Consider the following 22,946-nt stretch of genomic DNA (forward strand, 5'->3'; position numbering starts at 1 on the left):
AGGTGCCGATAATAGAGATAGCAGGGACAGTCCCCTGCCCAGACGACATAATCAGGAGGATGTATGCTGAGTCCAATTACCAGCTCTGCGTTTGCAGTGATGCCGGTGCCAGCATCCACCAGCGTCGAAACCAACACTGAACAGAAGGTTTCCGACCGCAATCTGCAAAACCTGAAAGCCGCCGAGACATCGGGCGAGAGCACTAAACAGCAGCAGGAAACCACGATTAACGGACAGCAGCAGTCGATGCAGGCCCAGATTGTGGTGATGCAAGGCCAAATCGCGCAGTTGCAGACCCAGCAAGTGCCGCCGCCACAGGAAAGCAAACCGCTGGTCAAGCCGGTTGAAGGCGTCAATCGTCCGTCTGCCGAACACGCGATCGATATTTATATTTGATTGGTCAAGAACGTGAAACCGAATAACCAAACCCGCTGCCAGGCAGCGGGTTTTGCTTTTTTAGGGAAGCGGCAACAAGAGGACGCTAAAGTCACCAGAGCGCGATGCCGATAGCCATATCGCAGGTGTGATCGTTTTTAGAAAGTATGATTATTTCTCAGGAAACAAAGGGGGTAGGTATGGCAAGTTCCGTCGGTTCAGCAACATCAGCGGTCTCAGGATCAGCAGCTACCAGCACCGCTGGCATTGAGCAAAAGATCATGCAACTCACCAAACAGATTCAGACCTTGACCAAAGATCTGAGTAAAACTGTGGCGAAAATGCTCGAAGCCAAGGGCGATGAAGAACGCCAATTGCTGCAGCAGCAACAAAAAATGGTCCAGGCGCAGATCCAGCAATTACAGCAGCAGATTCAGCAACTGCAGCAACAGAAAGTGCAGCAGCAATCACAATCAGCGGCTAACGCTGTCTCTTCGCAGATCGACAAACAGGAAAAGGCCAACCCGCTTTCATCCGATCGCACAATCGATACCTACATCTGACGGAATGTTATTATTCTGATGTATTTGTATGTTTCTCGTCAGGAAATTGAAAAGCCAGTAAGGATGCAGCAGGGCTATGTCGATAATGGCATAGCCACTATGGCTATTTTCAGGAGGAATTTATGGCAAGTTCTATCGGCTCGGCAACATCGGCCGTTTCTGCATCCTCGGGCAGCAGCGGTACCAGCGTTGATCAGCAGGTCGCCCAGCTCAATCAACAGATCCAGAAGTTGACTCAGCAGGCGACAAAACTGGCAACACAGCTGGCATCAACCCAGGATGCCAATCAGCAGGAAGTTTATAAACAACAACAGGTACTGATTCAGGCGCAAATCCAGCAGTTGCAGGCACAGATTCAGCAGTTGCAGCAGCAGAAAACGCAGCAGTCCCAGTCCCAACAGTCTGATTTGTCGTCATCAGTGCAATCGACCAAACCTCAGGAAGGCGTCAACGCGCCGACGGATGAGAACAGCATCAATATCTACATCTAATCCTGTAGCTGACTGATTATTGTCTGGCATGAACAAAGCATCATTATCGAGAGGATTAATGGTGCTTTTTTATTTCAGGGGACGCGATACGGCAGGCGGCGTGAATAATAGAGACGCCAGAGAACAGCGAAGCGGTGCGCTTATCGGCGATGGGCTCCAGCCATGACAGCCTAAATCCGATAAAAACCTATTCTGATAATAACCTAATTCCGATAATAACCGGCCCGGATGATAACGTTCCAGAGCACAACCCATTCAGGCCACAACGTATCAGGGTTGGGGACGGCGCAGAGGCTTAACCAGCCCCTGCAACCCTTCCATCTTGATCGCCAGCGTAATCTGCATCAGCTCCCCTAACCGCCCGGCCGGAAATTCGCCCTTACGGGCGAACCAGAGGAGATACTCTTCCGGCAAGTCGATCAGCATTCGGCCTTTGTATTTGCCAAAAGGCATCGGCGTATTGGCTATCGCCAGCAGATCCGCTTTTTCCATGTTCCCCTCACCCCAACAGGCGCATCATTTCCGCTTCATCAATGACCTCAATGCCCAGCTCCTGTGCTTTGGTCAGCTTGGAACCGGCCGCTTCGCCCGCGATCACCAGATCGGTTTTCTTCGACACGCTGCCGCTGACCTTCGCGCCCAGCGCCGTGAGGCGATCTTTGGCTTCGTCACGGGACAACAGCGTCAGCGAGCCGGTCAACACCACGGTTTTTCCGGCGAACGGGCTATCCGAAGCCTCAACATCCACCACGACCGGAGCCGGCCAGTGAATGCCAATACTCTTGCTGATCAAGTCCTGAATCACCTGTTGGTTGTGCGCTTCATCAAGAAAATTGCGCACATGGGTCGCCACCACGATGCCGACGTCCTGCACCTGCTGTAACGCCTCCAGATCGGCGGACTGCAATGTCTCCAGCGTACCGAAATGCGATGCCAGACTGGCGGCGGTCGCCTCCCCTACGTCGCGGATCCCCAACGCATACAGGAAACGAGCAAAGGTGGTGGATTTGGCTTTGCTCAGCGCATTCACCAGATTCTGCGCCGATTTCGGCCCCATACGGTCAAGTCCGGTAAGGATACCGGCGCTCAGGCGAAACAGGTCCGCCGGCGTCTTGACGTACTCTTTCTCCACCAGTTGGTCGATAATCTTATCGCCCATCCCTTCCACATCCAGCGCGCGACGGGAAACGAAGTGCTTCAACGCTTCTTTACGCTGCGCGCCGCAGAACAGGCCGCCGGTGCAGCGGGTCGCCGCCTCGCCGTCTACCCGCTCCAACTCTGAACCACACACCGGGCACTGCTCAGGAAACACCACAGGGCGGGCGTCCGCCGGGCGCTCGGACAGCACCACGCTGACAATCTGCGGAATCACATCGCCGGCGCGTCTTACTGCAACCCGGTCGCCAATCTGAATCCCCAGACGCTCGATTTCATCGGCATTGTGCAGCGTGGCGTTGCTGACCACCACCCCGGCGACGGCTACCGGCTCCAGCCGCGCCACCGGTGTAATCGCGCCGGTGCGACCGACCTGAAATTCAACGTCGCGCAGCCAGGTCAACTGTTCCTGCGCCGGGAACTTGAAAGCCACCGCCCAGCGCGGCGCACGAGCGACAAACCCCAGCCGCTCCTGCAACGTCAGTTCGTTGACCTTGATCACTACGCCGTCGATATCAAAGCCCAGCGTCTCGCGCTCCTGCTCCACCTGACGGTAGAAATCCAGCACCGCATCGCTGCCGGTACACAGGCGAATGCGGTCGCTGACCGGCAGCCCCCAGTCCCGGAACTGCATCAACCGCTGCCAGTGGGTGTCCGGCAGGGTTCCGCCTTCCACCAGCCCAACGCCATAGCACAGAAAGGTCAACGGGCGGGTAGCGGTGATGCGCGGGTCCAGTTGACGCAGCGAACCGGCCGCGGCATTTCGCGGGTTGGCGAACACCTTGCCGCCGGTGCGACGCGCTTCCTCATTCAGGGCTTCGAATCCCTTGTGTTTCATGAACACTTCGCCGCGCACTTCCAGCCGTTCCGGGATGTTGTCGCCGCGCAGACGCAACGGAATCGCGCCGACGGTACGAATATTGGCGGTAATATTCTCGCCGGTGGTGCCATCGCCACGTGTCGCCGCGCGCACCAACAGACCGTTTTCATACAGCAGGCTGACCGCCAGACCGTCGAGCTTCAGTTCACAGCAAAATGTCAACTCGCCATCGTTTTTCAGGCGGTCGTTGATACGTTTACTGAACGCCAGAAAACTGGTCTCGTCGAAGACGTTATCCAGCGACAGCATCGGCACTTCATGCGCTATGGTGTCAAACGCATCCAGCGGCGCGGCGCCGACCCGCTGGGTCGGCGAATCCGGCGTCACCAGTTCAGGATGCGTCTGCTCCAGCGTTTTCAGCGCATTCATCAGCTTGTCGTATTCCGCGTCGGGAATTTCCGGCGCATCTTCGACATGATATTTGTATTCGTGGTAGCGCAGTTGAGCGCGCAGCGCTTCAATCTGCACCGACACGGTGGAGATATCGTCGGCAGGCTTCGACTCTTTTTCCAACATAAGCGCGCCCGTCAGTCTCTGGCTTTGATGGTGTTGATGATATTGGTGGTCGAGCAGCCGTCTTCAAAGTTCAGCACCCGCACCTCGCCGCCATTGGCCCATACTTCCTTGCTGCCGGCAATGTCTTCCGGTTTGTAGTCGCCGCCCTTCACCAGAATATCCGGCAGGACTTCGCTAATCAGGCGCTGCGGCGTGTCTTCCTCGAACGGCACCACCCAGTCCACGGCTTCCAGCGCGCCCAGCACGATCATACGCTGCGTCAGTGGATTGACCGGACGGCTCGGCCCTTTCAGGCGTTTGGTGGAGTCGTCGCTGTTCACCGCCACAATCAGGCGATCGCCCAGACGGCGCGCATTAGCCAGATAGGAAACGTGTCCGGCGTGCAGAATATCGAAACACCCGTTGGTCATGACCACCGTTTCGCCGCGCTGACGCGCCAGCGCCACCGCGTCTTTCAGCTGCGCTTCGGTCATGACGCCAAAACCGGTGTCGGCACGGCCGCGAATGGCGTTTTCCAGCTCGATCGGCGTTACCGTGGAGGTACCGAGTTTGCCGACTACCACGCCGGCCGCCGCGTTGGCCAGGAAGCAGGCTTCCTCCAGCGGTTTGCCCGCCGCCAGCGCCGCCGCCAGCACGCCAATTACGGTATCGCCGGCGCCGGTGACGTCATACACTTCCTGCGCCTGCGTCGGCAAATGCAACGGCGCTTTGCCCGGTTGCAGCAACGTCATGCCCTGCTCGGAACGGGTGACCAACAGCGCGGACAGATCCAGATCCGCCAGCAGCTTCGCGCCGCGTTCCACCAGATCGTTTTCATCTTTGCAGCGCCCGGCCACCGCTTCGAACTCAGACAGGTTCGGCGTCAACAGAGTCGCACCGCGATAACGGTTGAAATCGGTGCCTTTCGGGTCGATCAGCACCGGCACGCCGGCGGCTCTGGCGGTCTGGATCATGCTCTGTACATGCACCAGCGCCCCTTTGGCGTAGTCGGACAGCACCAGCGCGCCGATTTTCGGCAATGCCTGCTGGATGCGTTCAATCATCGGTTGCGGATCCACGCTGTCGAACCCTTCCTCAAAGTCGAGGCGGATCAGTTGCTGGTTGCGCGACAACACCCGCAGCTTGGTGATGGTCGGATGGGTGGGAACGGAAACGAAGTCGCATTTGACGTTGACTTCGTTCAGTTTGGCGCTCAGGGCGCGGGCGGCATCATCGATGCCGGTCAACCCCACCAGACGCGAACCCGCTCCCAGCGCGGCGATGTTCATCGCCACGTTGGCCGCGCCGCCGGGACGCTCTTCGATGGTATCCACCTTGACCACCGGCACCGGCGCTTCCGGCGAAATACGGCTGGTCGGGCCGTACCAGTAGCGGTCCAGCATTACGTCACCCACAACCAGAACACCGGCGTGGCGAAAATCAGGTAGCGTTACTTTCATTCCCTGGCTCCAAAAACAGGTTCATTTTTAACGCGCGCTATACTATCACATTCAACTACCACCACATTCAACTACCACACCATCACACTCAACTACCACACTCACCGGGTAGCCACAGCGCCCCAGTGGGCCGTTTTGCGCGGCGCGTCTCACTCCAGCCACTTTTGCCAGCTCTGTTGCACCTGCCGCCGCTCGGCGCTGAACCGCTCCTGACCAACGCGGCCGGGCAGTTCCTGCAACGCCAGATGGTGGATTTCATCGCGTAGGGTGATGTAAGCCAGCCGTAGCGCGTCAGCCTCTTCTTCCGCCATCACGCCGTGGCGGGCCAGCAATTCCAGAATACGTACGTTATCGGACCAGTGCGTCAGCCGCGGCTCCTGCGCCGCGTAACGCAGCACCAGATACTGGGCGATGAACTCAATATCGGTGATGCCGCCGGCGTCGGCCTTGATATCAAACCCCGGGTCTTTGCCGGCGTGGTGCTGGCGCATTTTTTCCCGCATTTCCCGCACTTCGGTACGCAGCGCATCGCCATCGCGCTCACGGCACAAAATTCGCTGACGAATCTGCTCAAACTGCTGCTGTATGGCGGGTTCGCCATACACCACCCGGGCGCGCACCAGCGCCTGATGTTCCCAGGTCCAGGCTTCGTTGCGCTGATAATCCTCGAACGCCGCCACGGTGCTCACCAGCATCCCCGCCGCTCCCGATGGCCTTAAACGGGCGTCGACCTCATACAGGATGCCGGACGAGGTACGGGTGCTGAACAGGTGCATCACGCGCTGGGCCAGCCGCAAATAGAACTGACGGCCGTCGATGCTGCGTTCGCCATCGGTCGCCACGTTATCCGGGCAATCGATCAGGAACACCAGATCAAGGTCGGAACTGTAGCCCAGTTCCCAGCCGCCCAGCTTGCCGTACCCCACCACGGCAAACCCGCGCCCGGAATGAGAGTGCAGGTGGGCTGGCTGGCCGTAACGCGCCACCATCTGGTTCCACGCCTGCTGTACCACCGCGGCGATGATCGCTTCCGCCAGATAAGTTAAGTGATCGCTCACTTTCATGACCGGCAGCGCGCCGACAATATCGGCCGCCGCGATGCGCAAATGCTGCGCCTGTTTGAACTGACGCAACGCTTCCAGTTGCTGCTCTTCGTCTTCTTCCGGCACCCGCATCAGGTATTGACGCAATTCGTCGGCGTAAGCATTCAGCGCGGTCGGTTGGTACAAGCTGGCCGGATCCAGCAGTTCATCCAGCAGCAACGGATAACGCGCCAGCTGGCTGGCAATCATCGGCGACACGGCGCACAGCCGGATCAGCTGCGTCAGCGCCGGGCGCGACTCCAGCAACAGCTCCAGATAGGTGGTACGGGTGACGATGCCCAGCAACAGCGGCGTCAGGCGCGCTACGATGACGTCGGCGTTGGCGTGACCGCAGGCCTGCGCCAGCAACGCCGGCATCAGTTGGTCGAGCACGTCGCGCCCGCGCGGCCCGATGGTACGACGGGATAAATCAGCGCGGAAATCCATCACCCGCGCCGACAGCCGCTCGCACACCTCCGGGGTCAGGTCAGGCGCCAATGCCGCCAGGTCGGCGCTATCCAGGCCATCCTGCCACAGGCTGCTGTAATGGCTGTGTTCCGGGGTTTCGCTGCCGTCGGGCGCGTCATCGCCAATTAGCTCATGAAACACCGCACGCACCGCATGCATCTGCTGATGTAAGCGTTCACTCAGTTGCAACCAGTCGTCACAGCGCATCCCCCACGCCAGCCGCGCCTGATTAAGCGGGTCTTCCGGCAGGGTTTGCGTTTGTTCGTCGGCGATTGATTGCAACAGGTTCTCCAGCCGACGCAAAAACAGATAAGCCTCGCGCAGCTGAGCCGCCTGCGCCGGGGTCAACAGCCCCAGCTCGCCGACCTGCGCCAGCGTCGGCAGCAGAGCGCGCCCCTGCAACGTGGGCTCGCGGCCGCCGCGAATCAGTTGAAACACCTGGGTGATGAACTCCACTTCGCGGATGCCGCCCGCCCCCAGCTTGATGTTGTTGCGCAGGTCTCGTCGCCGCACTTCGCGGGCGATCATGCTCTTCATGTTGCGTAGCGATTGAATCACGCTGAAATCGATATAGCGGCGGAACACGAACGGCCGCAACATGCGGATCAACTCCTGGCTGTAATGGTCGTCATCGCCGCCCATCAGTCGGGCTTTGACCATCGCATACCGCTCCCAGTCGCGCCCCTGTTCCTGATAGTAATCTTCCAGCGCGGCGAAGCTCATCACCAGCGGGCCGCTGTCGCCAAACGGCCGCAGGCGCATGTCCACCCGGTAAACAAAGCCGTCCACGGTCGGCTGGTCCAGCGCTTTAATCAGCCGCTGGCCGAGGCGGGTAAAGAACTGGGCGTTATCCAGCTCCCGGCGTCCGCCGAGGGTCTGGCCGTTTTCCGGATAGGCGAAAATCAGGTCGATATCCGAGGAAAAATTCAGCTCGCCGCCGCCGAGTTTGCCCATGCCCAGAATCAGCAATGGCTGAGGCTCTCCCGCCGCATTGCACGGCGTGCCCCACTCGCGGCAGCAGGCGTCATACAGCCACTGGCGAGCGGCAACGATCAGCGCTTCCGCCAGAACGCTCAGTTGCTGCAATGTCTGCACGGTGGTGCTGAGCTGCAACCATTGCCCCCAGGCGATGCGCGTCAGAATGCGGCGGCGGAACAGGCGCAGCGCCTGCATTAACGCCGCCTCATCGCTGACGCCGCTCAACGTCTGCGATAGCCAGTCCGCATACTGCCGCCACTCTTCCGGCTGGGGCGGCTGCCGCACCATCTCCTGCCGCCACTGTGGATAACGCGCCAGCGCGTCGCTAACGAACTCGCTGCAAATCAGTACCGCCATCGCCTCATCGGCCAGCGGCGTCGGATCGGAAGCCAACAGACGTTCCGCCTCATGGCGCGCCTGTTCGGTCAGTGGTTCAGACAGCGGAAACAACGATGCGGGATGACAGGTCATGGCGATATCCTTGCACTGCTGCCCGTCAGGCAGCGTCAATAAAATGTTGAACCGGGGTTATCGCCTTGCCGGTGCCGAAAAGGCGATAACCCCGAAGCGAGACAGGCGGATTACTGGCCGCTGTGCAGCCAGAACGGCGGCTGTTCGAGCGCCTGCTTGCGGCAGTGCTCCAGTTCGCTGGGTATACTTTGGCCGGCGGACAGCGCTTCAATCAGTTGCATCAGCTCACGCCACGGCTGCAGATAGCGCTGGGCATCCTCCGGCGGATAGGAACCACCCAGCAGCAAAAAGGCGTACACGCCTCGCTGCAAGCGCGGCAATTGCTGGGCGTAATGCAACGCATCCAGCGCATGGCTGAATACGGCTTTCAGTTCAGCCAGCCCGCGGCTCATCATGATATCGGCAAAGCGTTTCCAGGAGCTCTGCAACCGCATCAGTTCACGGTTGTCCATGTAGCCGCGCCAGCCGTGTTTTACCAGCCACGAAGTCAGAATCAGTTTGCCCTTCAGGTAATCGGCGCTGTAGCAGAGCGCATCCGCCGTTTCCGTACGCTCGATCCCCTCTTCAAGATGGGTCAACGCCGCACGGAATTCCGAGGTTATCTTGCGCGGCACCACGCCCCCCACCAGCACCAGTAGTTCCCGCATCATCGCGCCGGCTTCCAGCAACGCCAGGCGCGCCGCATTATCGCCGCGCGCCCACAGTTCCTCATGGTATTGCCAGTGACTGAACGCATATTCCAGCCCGGCGGCAATGCCCTGATCGAGGGTCATTTTCGGCTCTACCGGCAGGAAACCCAGCTCACTGCGCGGCCGGGCCGGATTGCCTTTCGTCAGATGATAACCCCGAGCGGCTTTGCTCAGACTCCCTTGCCGTAAGCCGCCGATGTCGGCCAGTTCGCTGGCGAACGCCAGCAAATCCGCGGTGCGACCGTTTTTCAGCTCCAGTTCCAGCTCGCACAGCGGTTCGACGAATTCGCCGGCGCTGACCTCGCCCTGATCAACGGCGATCTCAATCAGGCTCTGATGGTGGGACACTACCCAGGCTTCTCGCTGAAAATCGGTGCTGAACAGCGGCTGCAACGCCTGAGCCAGCGCATCGATATCGCAATCCTCCGGCCAAATCTCCGCAGGCAGCAGACGAATATCCAGTTGCGGCCCGGGCAGATCCACGTTGTATTCCGGATGCTGGTGTAGTCCGCCCACCACTTTCCCCGCGGTTTTCACCGTCATCTCGTAACGGCCGTTTTCACCCCGGATACGCAGCCCGATGCCATGCCGGCGCAGATAGGCGTCGGCGGTTTCGTAATAAATATTCGCCAGTTGACGGGTATGCAGATGGTTGCTGTGCCCCACGTCGCTCTGCCAGTTTTTCAGGCCCTGTTTGACCGTCGCCACCGCATCGGGGTGAATGATAAATTTTAACTCGATCTCTTCGCTCATAGTCTTGTACTACCGGATATTGCGGAAATGTCGCCAGTAAATAACATTTTATCTCAGGTTGCCACTTTTGCGGCATGGCGTCGCAAACACCCTGCGAGCGTTCTCACAAGGCGTATGCAACCGGTTTTCGTCACCGCCGGATTTTGGCTATGCTTGAGTCCTCATCACGAATTAACCAACGCACTGATTTACAAAACCAAGTTTACAGAACCAAGAGTAAGACTGTTCCCATTCAGGTTTGTCGGCGGCATCGTCAGACTGGGCGCGCTAACCGCAGAATCTCAATAAACTTAATATATTGAATATGATGAATAAATTACCCTTGCTCCTTGCCGCGATCCTGGGCTTGTCCACAACATTTGGCCTGCATGCGGAAGAAAAACGCTACATCTCCGATGAACTTGTCACCTACACCCGCAGCGGTCCGGGCAACCAATACCGTATCGTCGGCACGTTGAATGCCGGTGAGGCCGTTACGCTCATCAGCGCCAACGATGGCGCCGGTTACGCACAGATTCGTGACGACAAAGGCCGCACCAGCTGGATTCAGCTTGACCAGCTCAGCCAGACGCCCAGCCTGAAAACCCGGGTGCCGGAACTGGAAAGTCAGGTCAAGACGCTGACGGACAAGCTTAACAGCGTCGATCAGGACTGGAACCAGCGCACCGTCGACCTGCGTCAGAAAGTCGCCACCAGTGACGGCACCCTCGCCTCGTTGCAAAAAGAAAATCAGGCGTTGAAAACCCAGTTGGAGGTAGCGCAGAAAAAACTTGAAGTGGCCAATCTGCAGCTGGACGACAAGCAGCGCACGCTGATCATGCAGTGGTTTATGTACGGCGGAGGCGTGGCGGGCGGCGGTCTGGTGCTGGGGCTGCTGCTGCCGCACCTGTTGCCCAGACGCAAAAAGAACGACCGTTGGATGGGGTAAGACCTGAACACCGGCTCGCCGGCCGCACGGATGCCCCCTTGTGTTCGAGAGGATGTTAATCAACAATAAACGAAATTATCGTTAACTATATTTCGTTTACGGCTGGTGATGATTCCAGTTATCGACGCAGCCTAACATCGGGAGCCGGGTTTGAAGATTTACCTTGTAGGGGGCGCAGTGCGCGACGGCCTGTTGGGCAGGCCGGTCACCGAACGCGACTGGGTAGTGGTCGGCGCCACGCCGGAAATGCTATTGCAGCAAGGCTACCAGCAGGTCGGGCGGGATTTCCCGGTTTTCCTGCACCCGGAAAGCAAAGAGGAGTATGCGCTGGCGCGTACCGAGCGCAAATCCGGCAATGGGTATACCGGGTTTACCTGCCAGGCCACGCCGGACATCACGCTGGAAGAGGATCTGCAACGGCGCGATCTGACTATCAACGCCATCGCGCAGGATGAAGACGGGCGGTTGATTGACCCTTACGATGGTCAGCGTGATTTGCAAAACCGGCTCCTGCGCCATGTATCCGACGCCTTCAGCGAAGATCCGCTGCGGGTGCTGCGGGTCGCGCGCTTCGCCGCCCGTTATGCCCACCTCGGTTTCCTGATTGCCGAAGAAACCCTGAACCTGATGCAGACGATGGCCCGCAACGGCGAGCTGGATTTCCTGACGCCGGAACGGGTGTGGAAAGAAACGGAGAAAGCCCTCGCCACTCAGGATCCGCAGGTCTATTTCCAGGTGCTGCGCGACTGCGGCGCGCTGGCGGTGCTGTTCCCCGAAGTCGACAGTCTTTACGGCGTGCCGGCTCCCGCCCAATGGCACCCTGAAATCGACACCGGCATCCACGTGATGATGAGTCTGGCGATGGCCGCCCGCCTCAGCCCGGCGCTTGATATCCGCTTCGCCACCCTGTGTCACGATCTCGGTAAAGGACTGACGCCGCCGGAACTCTGGCCGCGCCATCATGGTCACGGCCCGGCCGGCGTGCCGCTGGTGGAAGCCTTGTGCCAACGATTGCGGGTGCCTAACGCGCTGCGCGATCTGGCCTGTCTGGTGGCCGAATACCACGATGTGGTCCACACTGTGCAGATGCTACAGCCCAAAACCCTGCTTAAGCTGTTTGACGCCATCGATGTCTGGCGCAAACCCCAGCGTCTGGAACAGTTACTTCTCGCCAGCGAGGCGGACGCACGCGGGCGGGCCGGACTGGAGCAACAACCCTATCCGCAGGGAGACTATCTGCGCGAAGCCTTTGCCGCCGCCAGCAGTATAACCAGCGCGGAAGTGGTGGCGGCCGGATTCCAGCATGCCGCGATCAGGGAAGAGTTGCAGCGCCGTCGCTGCGCCGCGTTGGAACAATGGAAAGCCCGGCGCGCCGAAGCTGCCGGGCCGTCATCATAAGCACATGACACCATTATCGTCGGGATGCATCGATGCATCCCGACGGCATTACATCAGCACCAGCCACACCACGGCCGCCACGATGAAGCGATAAATGGCGAACGGCACGAAAGAGATGCGCTTAATCAGCTGCAGGAACGTCTTGATGGCGATCATCGCCACCACAAACGCGGTCAAGAAACCGGTGGCGAACATCGGCAGGTCGGACAGCGACAGGAAATGCCAGCTTTTATACAAATCCAGCCCGCTCGCGCCCAGCATAATCGGCACCGCAAGAATAAAGGAGAACTCGGACGCCGCGTAGCGATTGACCCCGACCAGCATCCCGCCGGAAATCGTCGCGCCGGAACGAGAGAACCCCGGCCACAGCGCCAGACACTGAAAACAGCCAATCAGGAACGCCTGAAGATAACTGATGTCATCCAGCCCTTCCGCCTTCGCTTTTTTCGGTTTAAGCCACTCCGCCAGCAGCAACAGCACGCCCCCGACCACCAGCGCGTAAGTCACGGTAACCGGATTGAACAGCGACTTGATGAAGTCATGCAACACCAGCCCCAGCACCACGGCGGGGATCATCGCCAGCACGATGTGCGCCAGCGTCAGATGGCCTTTGCCGCGCCCTTCATGCTGCGGCGGTTGCCCGAAATGAATGCCGATCAAACCGAACATTCGTCGCCAGAACACCACTACCACCGCCAGGATCGACCCCAACTGGATGATGACTTCAAAGGTCTTGGCGGTGTCGCCCTCGAACCCCAGCCAGTGACCGACAATGATCATATGCCCGGTGGATGACACCGGCAGAAATTCGGTGAGCCCTTCCACCACCCCAAGAATGAACGCTACCAGCAACGAATGCAGATCCGCCATCGACCGTTAACTCCCTACCTGCCACATAAAAAAGCGGCCTTGCCGTCAGCAAGCCGCAACGTATAAAGCACATCGAAGATGTCCCGCGCTTTGGGGACCAACTTAAAATAGAGATATTATCTTTTGATTACCTTAAGAAGGGTCTGTGTTTGCGCCGAAATGATCGCCAACCGATTCATGCCGACGGGCGGACGCCGCGTTCAATCACCACGCCCACGCTGCGCGCCTGCGCCACCGCGCCGGGCTTGCTGACCTTCAGCCGCAGCCAGGGAATGCCGAAGCGCTGCATCAGTGTGGCCGCCACCTCTTCAGCCACCCGCTCCACCAGCGCAAATCGCCCGCCGGCGACCAGTTCAATCACCGCCTCGCTGACATCGGCATAGCTCAGGCAATCGGCTACGTCGTCGCTGACGGCGGCCGGGCGGTTATCCCAGGCCATTTCGATATCGAACATCAACTTCTGCTGGATGGTCTGTTCCCAGTCATAAACACCGATGGTGGTAATTACGCTCAGCTCTTCAATAAACACGATATCCATCACGTCATCCCCTGTTTTTGCCGCCGCCGGATACCACTTCCGGCAGAAAGTGCGTATTATCCACAGATGCTGAACTTAAAACGACCTTTATTGGACGGAAGCCGTTTATGAGTGTTATCGCGCCCGGAATGATTATCGTCGCGTATCTGTGTGGCTCGATCTCCAGTGCGATTCTGATTTGTCGCATCGCCGGTTTGCCCGATCCACGCGAACACGGTTCCGGCAACCCTGGCGCCACCAATGTGCTACGCATCGGCGGTAAAACCGCCGCCGCCGCCGCCGTACTGGTTTTTGACGTTCTTAAAGGCATGCTGCCGGTGTGGGGCGCTTATGCGCTGGGCAGTTCGCCGCTGTATCTCGGCCTGACGGCCATCGCCGCCTGTCTGGGCCATATTTACCCGATTTTTTTCCGCTTCCACGGCGGCAAAGGGGTCGCTACCGCGTTTGGCGCCATCGCGCCTATCGGCTGGGATCTGACCGGCCTGATGACCGGCACCTGGCTTCTGACCGTGCTGCTGAGCGGCTACTCCTCGCTGGGGGCGATTATCAGTGCGCTGATCGCGCCATTCTACGTCTGGTGGTTCAAGCCCCAGTTCACCTTTCCGGTAGCCATGCTCTCCTGCCTGATCCTGATGCGGCATCACGATAACATCCAGCGGCTGTGGCGCGGTCAGGAAAGCAAGATCTGGAAAAAGCTGCGCCGCAAACGCCATCCGGCGGACGATACGCCAGATAAACACGACGCATCCTGAGCGTAAAAAAAAGCGGCCTTAATTGGCCGCTTCGTTTTTTCATCAGGTTAGAAGATATTCCAGGTTTTAATCAGTAACGCCCTAACGCCGCCAAAGCCTGCTGCTCCAGCCGGAACTGAGCCATGCTGGCCGCCAGTTCGCGCGCCTGCTCTTCCAGCGAGCGGGTCGCCGCCGCCGACTCTTCTACCAGCGACGCGTTCTGCTGCGCCACCGAATCCATCTGCGATACCGCCAGGTTTACCTGCTCAATGCCATTGCTCTGTTCACGGGTCGCGGTGGAAATTTCACGCATCAGGGTGGTCACCTGCGACACCGACGACGCCACGTCACTCATGGTTTCCCCGGCGACGCGGGCGATTTCGGCGCCTTCGTCGACCTGCGTTTGCGAATCCTGCATCAGCACCTTGATCTCTCTGGCCGACTGAGCGCTGCGCTGCGCCAGACTACGCACCTCGCCCGCCACCACGGCGAAGCCGCGGCCCTGCTCGCCGGCGCGCGCCGCTTCCACCGCCGCATTCAGCGCCAGAATATTGGTCTGGAAAGCGATGCCGTCGATCATCGTCAGAATGTCGGCCACCCGCGCCGCCGTGGCGGAGATCAGCTGCATTTTGTCCAGCATCTGATCAACTGCCTGGCTGCCTTTCGTGGCGGTATCGGATACCCGCTGCGCCAGCAGATAAGCCTGATCGGCGCTATCGGCGTTCAGCTTCACGGTGGAAGCCAGCTGTTCCATGCTGGCGGCGGTTTGTTCCAGCGACGCGGCGGACTCTTCGGTACGTTCCGCCAGATGACTGTTGCCGGACGCCAGCTCGCTGGTGCCGATATCAATCTGACTGCCGGCGTCGCGCACGCGTCCCACCGCCACGGCGAGGGAGTGTTGCATGGATTTCATCGCCCGGATCAGCCGGCCGATTTCGTTGTTGCTGCCGTCTTCAATGGTGCGCGACAAATCGCCTTGCGCAATCACTTCAAGCTGCCGTACCGCGCCGTCCAGCGGGCGCAAAACCACCTGACGGATCGCCCACCATGCCAGCGTCGCCAGCAACAGCGCCGCCGCAAATACCATCCCCATCGTCAACAGGCGGCCAGAAGCCAGCTCGTCCGCCTGCTGCAACATAGTTTCTCCCACCTGCAGCGCAAAATCGCGGAAATCGGCGATGGACGTGTCCATACCGATGCTGAGCGCTGGCAGGGTATCCTGCATCAGAGAATAATAGTCATCCAGATTGTCTTTCTTCAGCGCGGCGATCATCGGCGTCATACCCTGACGATCGTAGGCTTCATACGCGACTTTGATATGCTCGGCCAGTTCAGCGCCGCGTTTGGTCACGGTACCATACGCCAGAAACCGCGCCATCTCCCGGCGCGACACCTCGGCATAATTGTCCACACGCCCCACGGTTTCCTTCGCCTTGTCGATCAAACCGATTTCATACAGCCTGACCGCCTGAGCCGCCGCGGTACGGGCACGCAACGTGGCGGTATAGCTTGACGACAGCGCGCTCAGCTCTTTCCCCTGAATTTTATCGATAGACAGTAGCGAGCGGTTCCCCTGACTAATAGCGCTGGTGCCGATTCCAACGACAATCGCCAGCAGCACCAGCATGATGCCCACCAGCGCCAGCAGGCCATGCTTGACCGTAATGTTCTTTAGCATCCGTACTCTCCCTTGTGATTCAAAATAATAAAAAGCAGCAAATAAATAAGACGGCGTCGCCCAGTACGACGCACCATGCCGGTGCATCGCGGAACCCGCCGGGTGACACGATTCAGGATCCAGGTTTATCGGAATCCTGCCGTTGTTCTTTAATTAGATTAATTATTTAATTTCCATTGATTAGGCTTATGGGAATCCGGTGTGGCAACCGGCAAACAGACGCAATGCGCCCGGCCTAAAAAATCACGACTTTCGCCATCAGTTGGCTATAATGAGCGCCACTCCATTCTGGTTTGAAGAAGAAGGAAACCGACATGAGTTTGAATACGGTACCGGCGGGCAAAGACCTTCCGGAAGATATCTATGTAGTGATCGAAATCCCTGCCAACTCTGATCCGATCAAGTACGAAGTGGACAAGGAAACCGGCGCCCTGTTCGTAGACCGCTTTATGTCTACCGCCATGTTCTATCCGTGCAACTACGGCTACGTCAACAACACGCTGTCTCTGGACGGCGACCCGGTTGACGTTCTGGTGCCGACCCCGTATCCGCTGCAACCAGGCTCAGTGATCCGCTGCCGTCCGGTTGGCGTACTGAAAATGACCGACGAATCCGGTGAAGACGCTAAAGTGGTGGCGGTACCGCACACCAAACTGAGCAAAGAGTACGATCACATCAAAGACGTGAACGACCTGCCGGAGCTGCTGCGCGCCCAGATCGGCCATTTCTTCGAGCACTATAAAGACCTGGAAAAAGGCAAATGGGTGAAAGTGGACGGCTGGGCCGACGCCGCCGCCGCGAAAGCCGAAATCCTGACGTCTTTCGAACGCGCCAAAAATAAATAAGGCTATCCTGCCGGTTGCAGCAAGCGCGAACCGGCAAAGCCAGAAAAAAACACCGCCGATGGCGGTGTTTTTTTTACTGCTCTTCGTTACGCTTCAACCAGTCGCCGCTGGCGATGCGGCGCAGGCCGGTAACCGGGCGCTGATACAGGTAGATCCAGGCGCTGCCGTAAGGCGTGGCGATAAGCTCACGCTGGTAAACGCCGTCTCCCCGCTTCAGTTCATCCAGTTCGGTCAGAATAGACGAACTGATGCGGTACACTTCGCAGTAAATCTCTCCTTCGCCTGCAACCGCCGCCGGGTAGTGGCCAAGATCGTACAGCTCATACCCTTCGAGCCGATGATCCCCTAACCACTGAGCGTTGGTCATCCAATGACTGTTTCCCTGTTTGCGCCGTAAACTGCCGTAGACAATAATTCGCATTGCTAAAACTCGAACTGATAGAGCACATCAAGCGCCTGATTCACACCAGACACCGCTTCCAGATATAGTTTTGGCATTAAACGGTAACGTAAGGTTAACGTTGCCAATGAATCGAACAGGCCGACACCATACTTGACCTGTAGGCCCGGAAGGACGTAACCGCTGACAACCACCTGCGATTTGTCGCCAACCCCCTGTGTATCCAGAGCTAAATTGCTTACGCCAAAGGCCTCGCCGATTTTACCCACAACTTGACCACTTTGTGCAACCCCCAAACCGATCAGGGCCGATGTCATCATCGAACTATCCGTTCCGCTGCTGTTCAGTCCCTGGCCGCGCAACAGGTAGGACAAGGCTTCTTCCTGAGATAAGGTCGGGTCGGAGAACACTTCCAGCTTAGGCGCGGTGGCCGTGCCTGTCACCCGCACGCCGACCGTCACGCTGTCGGCGGTACTGTCCGGATTGCGGATCGCCTCGATATTCAGCACCGGCAGCGTCGGCGGGCCGGAGAACAGCAACTGTCCCTTGCGCACCTGCAGATCCTGACCATACGCCTTGAAACGCCCTTCCGGCATCGAAATCTGGCCGTTCAGGCCCAGCCCCTGCGTGTCCTGCGTGACTTTCAAATCGCCGCTCAGCCGGGCGCGCAGGCCATAGGCGTCAAGCCAGACATCATCGCCCACCCGCACGATCAGGTTGCTGGCAATCGGAATCGAACTGGCGGTGGTCGGCATCGGGCGTCGCCGTTCATCCAGAATGACCTCATCCGACGACACATCCACCGCGCTGGCTGGCATGTCATGCACCACGATTCGCGCCCAGGGGATCGTCACCGTGCCGTTGAGCGTCAGCAACTGCGGCGTCGCCTCGAACACAATATCCGGCGACACATCCAGTCGCGCCATCGGCGGCACCGTCACCCGCATGCGGTCGCCGTTGACGGCAATGCGCGCCCGCCAGGCTTCAGGCACCGACCAGTCAGCGTTCCCCGCCAAATTAATCTGTCCTTGCGTGGTGCGAAATACCCCCTGCAACGTCGACGACATGCCGTTGAACAATAGCGCCAGCCGCCCGCTGGTCAAATCCACCGGCATCCAACTGCCGTCCACGTCAAGATTATCCAGCGTCATCTGCCCGAATACCTGCGGGCGTTGCAGGTCGCCCCCCAGCCGCAGATCGGCATTAACGACCCCGGCCGCCTTCTCGTTCTGGCGCAGAATCGGCCGCAGCAGATCGAGCGACAACGCGTTTAACGTCACCGTACCGCTCAGGCTACGGCGGCGCTGCGGGTCGGCAATCTGTACGTCGCCCCGAAAACGGCCATTGCCCTGAATCCCCATCAGCCATGCCAGCCGCGCCTGCCCTCGCTGCAACCCGGCTTCCAGCGTCAGCGTATCAAAAGCCACCGGCAGCGTACCGCCCTGCACCTGCTGGCGCACGGTTACGCCATTGCCGGCCAGCGTGACGTGGGCTTCCGGCAGACCGCCGTTTGCCTGCCAGCTAACCTGGGCGTTGCCGGTAATCGTGCCGTTGACCGCCGTCTGCTGACCGATAAAGGGTTTCAGCATCGCCAGATTAAACCGATTCAGATTGACGCTCGCCTTGCCGCTGGCGCCCGCCTCGATCGGCTGCGGTACGCACAGTTCAGCATCCGGGTTACGCCAGCAATGCGCACCCACAGTTATCTTCTGCGCCGCCACCTGATAAACCAGCGACATCGCCGGCATCAGCCGCCACTCGCCGACCGGGGTTTCAAAGCGCGTATCGCTGAGTTCCCCCTGCCAGCGCTGCTGCTCCCGGTCGAAACGACCGCTCAACAACAATTGACCGCCTACCGGCTCGCCGTTCATGGTCAAACGCAACTGGTGTTGGTTTTCGTCGCCGGTAGCGCGCACATTCAGGGACGCCAGACGCAGGTCGCCCTGCGCTAGTTGCTGTAGCTGCAATGTCAGCGTGCCGTGCACCTGTTTATCCGACTGCACATCGCCATTGAGTGTTAGTTTGCCCAGGCTCAGTTCCTGCCAGCGCAGCGCCGTGGCATTGATGTCCGTCTGCAACTGCGGCGCGTCGCGTTTGCCGCTCAGTCGCAATTTCCCCATCACCTGCCCGCCCAGGCCCGGCAGAATCCCGTTGAGCGACGGTGCGTTGATATCGCCGTTCAGCCGCCACTGGTCGCTTAGCTCGCCCTGCAACGTCAGTTGGTTGCGCCCCAGCGCCAGCGTCACGCCCGGGATCGACCACTGTCCGCCGGCGTTGCCGCTCAGCGCCCCTTTGACCATCACCTTGTTCTGCCGCACCTGCCCGTCCAGCGCCAGCTGCGGCACCTCCAGTTGCCACGTCTCGCCCGCCAGACTGCCGCGGGTGGTCAACGATCCTTCCAGCCGCGCCGGCCACTCCGGCCATTGCTGTGCGGTATTGATGCCTTTCAGGGTCAGGTTGCTGTTCCAGCTGATCGCATCGCGCCAGTCCAACTGACCGGTGATATCCGCCGCGCCCTGCAACGCGGCCAGTCGCAATCGCGTCAGCGCGAATTGCTGCTCACTGCCGCTGCCCTCCAGCGTCAACGTGCCGGGCGGCAACTCGCGGCCGCGAATATCGCCCCGTAGGGCCAGCGAGTAATCGGTGGCTTTGCCGCCGATATTCAGTTGCACGTCGTTGAACTGATACTGGGCGTCGCCGGTCAGCGGCCAGCGCAGTTGCGGACTATGCAGGCTGATATTCAGCGGCAGTCCCGGCTCGGCCAGCGCGGTCTGGATATCCAGTTGCGCCCGCTGCGGGCCGGACAGGTTCATCGCCAGCCGCAACTGCTGACGCAGGCTGCCTTCGGCCGTCAACCGCAGCCGTTCGCCTTTGAGCGGGTCGCTGTCCAGAATACCGTTAACGTTGAGCGTTACCGGCCAGTCGCCGGCAAGCCGGGCCTCGCCGTGGGCGTACAACGCGCCTTGCGGCGACTGAACCGTCAGCTGTTGCAGCGTCAGCGTCTGCTGCCGGGTGGCGGCCTGCAACTGAAAGCGGGAAAGGGTCACCGGCTGGCCGCCCAGAATCTGCCACGACTCGCCGCGCAAATCGGCGATGGTGATATCCAGCGGCAGCGTAAATTCAGGCATCGCCGGCAACAGCGGTGCGGCAAACAGGGTACGCAGCGTCTCGCCCAGCGGTTGCGGTTTACCCGCAGCGGCTGGCGGCGCAGGCGGCGTTTTCGGTGCGGCCGGCAGCGCCACGGTGAGGCCCGATACCTGCGTCGGCAACAGCGTCAGCGACCGCCCTTGCCAGTTCAGGCCGGTTTGCAGCAACGACAGCGACACATCGGCGCCATCGACAATGATACGGCTGTTGCTCAGGTTTACACGGCGCAGCAGCATCGCCACGGGCGCGCTGATTTCGGTCACCGGCGCCGCCTGCGTCACAGGCTCGGGTTCAGCAGGCGGCATATCGCTGGTATTGATCGCCACCGTCAGATTTTGCAACGACAGGTCGTCCAGACACAGTTGGCTGCGCCACAGGCAATCCGGCGCCAGCGCCAGATGCAGATTGTCCGTTCGCACGGTCACGCCGGGCATTTGATAGCGTACCGCTTTCAGCGTCAAATCGCGCCAGCCGCCCTCGACCTGCCCTATTTCCAGCCCCGGCACCCAGCGCACGGCGGCGCTGAGTAACAGATGCAACCCCGGCGTCGTGGTCACCAGCAACACCACCGCCAGCAACAACGCCAGCACGCCAGCCATCAGGCCAATTCCGGCTTTTTTCATCCTGCTCATAACTCCGGCCCCAGCCCGATATAAAACTGCAATCCGTGTTTGTCGTCATCCCCAATCGGCCGGGCGATATCCAGTTTGATCGGCCCCACCGGCGACGCCCAGCGCACGCCGATGCCGGCACCGGTCTTGAGGTTGGTGCGCGCCAGATCGTTGACGGCCTCGCCGCTGTCCACAAAGACCGCGCCCCACCATTTCCCGGTGACGTTGTATTGGTATTCCAGCGAACCGGTTGCCAGCTTCGAGGCCCCGGTGAGTTTGCCGTCGCTGTCGCGCGGAGAAACGGACTTGTATTTATAGCCGCGAATGCTGCGATCGCCGCCGGCGAAGAAACGCAGCGACGGCGGTACGCGGGAGAAGCTGCCGGTTTCGATCCAGCCCAGATTGGCGCGCGCCACGAAACGGTGTTTTTCCGCCAGCGATCGGATCCAGACGTTCTGGGCCTGAAACACCGCAAAATCGATATCCGAGCCCCACAGGGTATTGGAGACATCCACCGAATAGCGCTGGGTATCGCCCCAGTCGGGCATCAGCCCTCCCCGCTGCCGGGTGCGGTTAAAGCTGAGTCCGGGGTATATCAGCATGGTGGTGTTGGTGACGTTGGCCTGGGTAAAGTGATCCAGCGTCCAGTGCAGGTTGACCGCCCGCTGCCAGCCGCTGGACAGCTCCCAGTAACGCGCCAGGTTGAGCGACGTCGAGTCGGACTGGGTGTCGTTAAGATCTTCGCGCTTGAAACCGCCCTGCACCAGATAGTATTGCTCCAGCGGACTTTTCAGCAGCGGAATCTTGTAGCTCAGATCCAGTTGCTGCTCCGGCGCGGACAGACTCAGGCTGCTTTCCAGACTGTGGCCGTAAGAATTGACCCAGGGTCTTTTCCAGGTGGTTTTCAGCCGCGGCCCGACATCGGTAGCGTAGCCGACCCCGGTTTCCACGCTGTTGCGGGTGCGCGGCGTCAGCACCGCATCCAGCGGCAGCACTTTACTCTGGCGACCCTGTTCGAAATCAGGCGCTACCACCACCGAGTTGAACCAGCCGGTAGCGGACAAACGCCGGTTAAATTCCCCCAGCTGTTCCGCAGAGTAGACATCGCCCTCCTGAAACGGCACCAGATTGTGCAGATAAGCCGACTGGATCTGGGAACCACGAAAGTTGACTTTGCCGAAGCGATAACGCGTGCCGCTGTCGTAGTCAATGTCCCACCAGGCCTGATGGGTGGACGGCATCACGCCCAGTTGGCTTTTATTGAAGCGGCCGTCAAAGTACCCCTTTCGCATCGACAGGGTGCCGAGTTCGCTTTTGAAATCATCGTAAGCGCCGTGATTGAGGATACTGCCTTCGGCGGGACGATGCTGCCTCACCAGTTTTTGATAGTCGTCATCACTCTGCGCGCCGCCGCGGATGGCAATGCTGGAGCCGGCGATTTTCACCGGCTCCCCCGGCTTAACGGTCACCTTCAGCACCGGGCGGCCGCGCCCCTGCGCCGGAATAAACTCAAAGCGAATCTCCGGGTCGTAGTAACCCAGCGCGCGCAGCCCTTTGCGGATCGCTTCATCGACCCGGGCGCGGAAACGGCCATCGGCGTTGACTTCATCTGGCGTGATGGTGGAAAGGCGGGCACGTACATTTTTCTGCAGTTCGCCCTCCAGTCCGGTGAGCTGCAGGCGCACGTTCGATGCGGCAAGCGCCGGCGCCGCCATCAGCAGCAGGCTTCCGAGTCCCAACATGCGGCAGAACATGACGCCGCGACGGCAAAATCTGTTTTTTGTCCTGATAAAAATTGTCACTTAACTTCCCGGCAGTGTCAGCAGAATCGACGTATTTTCTGATTAACCACAGACAAGTATGCCTGTAACGGTGTTGTTAACTATTGTTAACTATAGATAGTCGTCGCCATGCAGACAACGCCATCTCCCCGAAAACGC

18 protein-coding genes are annotated in these 22,946 nt (G+C 59.5%); 7 read left to right on the plus strand and 11 right to left on the minus strand.

The window, feature by feature from the left end; genetic code table 11:
* Positions 1-63 precede the first annotated feature (63 nt).
* The 3 genes from DXX3274_RS17805 to DXX3274_RS17815 all read left to right on the plus strand — a co-directional run bounded on the left by DXX3274_RS17805 (position 64) and on the right by DXX3274_RS17815 (position 1,429).
* Positions 64-396, plus strand: coding sequence for a FlxA-like family protein (locus DXX3274_RS17805; RefSeq protein WP_038666159.1), 333 nt, complete (start codon positions 64-66; stop codon positions 394-396).
* Positions 397-575: 179 nt separating this feature from the next.
* Positions 576-938 (plus strand): FlxA-like family protein, encoded by a 363-nt coding sequence (locus DXX3274_RS17810; protein ID WP_042860908.1) that lies wholly within the window; start codon positions 576-578, stop codon positions 936-938.
* A gap of 122 nt (positions 939-1,060) precedes the next feature.
* Positions 1,061-1,429: a FlxA-like family protein gene (locus DXX3274_RS17815; protein WP_042860909.1), complete on the plus strand. Its 369-nt coding sequence runs from the start codon at positions 1,061-1,063 to the stop codon at positions 1,427-1,429.
* Positions 1,430-1,699: 270 nt separating this feature from the next.
* Here DXX3274_RS17815 and DXX3274_RS17820 read toward each other — a convergent pair whose 3' ends face one another.
* The 5 genes from DXX3274_RS17820 to DXX3274_RS17840 all read right to left on the minus strand — a co-directional run bounded on the left by DXX3274_RS17820 (position 1,700) and on the right by DXX3274_RS17840 (position 9,860).
* Entirely contained in the window at positions 1,700-1,921 is a 222-nt protein-coding gene (locus DXX3274_RS17820) for a DUF3820 family protein (protein ID WP_013319269.1), read from the minus strand.
* Between the two features lie 7 nt (positions 1,922-1,928).
* The gene (gene ligA, locus DXX3274_RS17825; RefSeq protein WP_042860910.1) at positions 1,929-3,980 is read right to left on the minus strand and encodes an NAD-dependent DNA ligase LigA; all 2,052 of its coding nucleotides are present in this window, start codon (positions 3,978-3,980) and stop codon (positions 1,929-1,931) included.
* An 11-nt stretch (positions 3,981-3,991) separates the two neighbouring features.
* Complete coding sequence (hldE, locus tag DXX3274_RS17830; RefSeq protein WP_013319271.1) at positions 3,992-5,419, minus strand: bifunctional D-glycero-beta-D-manno-heptose-7-phosphate kinase/D-glycero-beta-D-manno-heptose 1-phosphate adenylyltransferase HldE; 1,428 nt, start codon at positions 5,417-5,419, stop codon at positions 3,992-3,994.
* Positions 5,420-5,568: 149 nt separating this feature from the next.
* A complete protein-coding gene (gene glnE, locus DXX3274_RS17835; RefSeq protein WP_042860911.1) occupies positions 5,569-8,418 on the minus strand; it encodes a bifunctional [glutamate--ammonia ligase]-adenylyl-L-tyrosine phosphorylase/[glutamate--ammonia-ligase] adenylyltransferase in 2,850 nt (949 codons plus the stop codon).
* Between the two features lie 110 nt (positions 8,419-8,528).
* The gene (locus DXX3274_RS17840; RefSeq protein WP_042860912.1) at positions 8,529-9,860 is read right to left on the minus strand and encodes an inorganic triphosphatase; all 1,332 of its coding nucleotides are present in this window, start codon (positions 9,858-9,860) and stop codon (positions 8,529-8,531) included.
* Positions 9,861-10,167: 307 nt separating this feature from the next.
* Between DXX3274_RS17840 and DXX3274_RS17845 the strand changes: the two genes are divergently transcribed.
* Both DXX3274_RS17845 and DXX3274_RS17850 read left to right on the plus strand, forming a co-directional pair.
* Complete coding sequence (locus tag DXX3274_RS17845) at positions 10,168-10,788, plus strand: TIGR04211 family SH3 domain-containing protein (protein ID WP_042862200.1); 621 nt, start codon at positions 10,168-10,170, stop codon at positions 10,786-10,788.
* A gap of 150 nt (positions 10,789-10,938) precedes the next feature.
* Entirely contained in the window at positions 10,939-12,186 is a 1,248-nt protein-coding gene (locus DXX3274_RS17850; RefSeq protein ID WP_042860913.1) for a multifunctional CCA addition/repair protein, read from the plus strand.
* Between the two features lie 48 nt (positions 12,187-12,234).
* Here DXX3274_RS17850 and bacA read toward each other — a convergent pair whose 3' ends face one another.
* Both bacA and folB read right to left on the minus strand, forming a co-directional pair.
* Positions 12,235-13,056: an undecaprenyl-diphosphate phosphatase gene (gene bacA, locus DXX3274_RS17855; RefSeq protein ID WP_042860914.1), complete on the minus strand. Its 822-nt coding sequence runs from the start codon at positions 13,054-13,056 to the stop codon at positions 12,235-12,237.
* Between the two features lie 175 nt (positions 13,057-13,231).
* Positions 13,232-13,594: a bifunctional dihydroneopterin aldolase/7,8-dihydroneopterin epimerase gene (gene folB / locus DXX3274_RS17860; RefSeq protein WP_042860915.1), complete on the minus strand. Its 363-nt coding sequence runs from the start codon at positions 13,592-13,594 to the stop codon at positions 13,232-13,234.
* A gap of 107 nt (positions 13,595-13,701) precedes the next feature.
* On the opposite strand from folB, the gene plsY reads away from it, so the two are divergent.
* Entirely contained in the window at positions 13,702-14,346 is a 645-nt protein-coding gene (gene plsY, locus DXX3274_RS17865; protein WP_042860916.1) for a glycerol-3-phosphate 1-O-acyltransferase PlsY, read from the plus strand.
* Positions 14,347-14,416: 70 nt separating this feature from the next.
* On the opposite strand, the gene DXX3274_RS17870 is transcribed toward plsY, so the two are convergent.
* Positions 14,417-16,003, minus strand: a complete 1,587-nt coding sequence (locus DXX3274_RS17870) for a methyl-accepting chemotaxis protein (protein ID WP_042860917.1) — start codon at positions 16,001-16,003, stop codon at positions 14,417-14,419.
* Positions 16,004-16,317: 314 nt separating this feature from the next.
* Between DXX3274_RS17870 and ppa the strand changes: the two genes are divergently transcribed.
* Positions 16,318-16,848, plus strand: a complete 531-nt coding sequence (ppa, locus tag DXX3274_RS17875; protein WP_038666134.1) for an inorganic diphosphatase — start codon at positions 16,318-16,320, stop codon at positions 16,846-16,848.
* A 73-nt stretch (positions 16,849-16,921) separates the two neighbouring features.
* Here the strand turns inward: ppa and DXX3274_RS17880 are convergent, their stop codons facing one another.
* The 3 genes from DXX3274_RS17880 to DXX3274_RS17890 are packed head-to-tail and all read right to left on the minus strand — an operon-like array spanning position 16,922 to position 22,760.
* On the minus strand, positions 16,922-17,269 hold the full coding sequence (locus DXX3274_RS17880; protein WP_042860918.1) for a gamma-glutamylcyclotransferase: 348 nt from the start codon (positions 17,267-17,269) through the stop codon (positions 16,922-16,924).
* 2 nt (positions 17,270-17,271) lie between these two features.
* The gene (locus tag DXX3274_RS17885) at positions 17,272-21,027 is read right to left on the minus strand and encodes a translocation/assembly module TamB domain-containing protein (RefSeq protein WP_042860919.1); all 3,756 of its coding nucleotides are present in this window, start codon (positions 21,025-21,027) and stop codon (positions 17,272-17,274) included.
* Positions 21,024-22,760, minus strand: a complete 1,737-nt coding sequence (locus DXX3274_RS17890) for an autotransporter assembly complex family protein (protein ID WP_152495314.1) — start codon at positions 22,758-22,760, stop codon at positions 21,024-21,026. The genes DXX3274_RS17885 and DXX3274_RS17890 overlap by 4 nt, the downstream gene beginning before the upstream one ends.
* Positions 22,761-22,946: the final 186 nt, after the last annotated feature.

Origin of the sequence: Dickeya sp. NCPPB 3274, assembly GCF_000406205.1 — a bacterium.
GTDB lineage: Bacteria > Pseudomonadota > Gammaproteobacteria > Enterobacterales > Enterobacteriaceae > Dickeya > Dickeya fangzhongdai.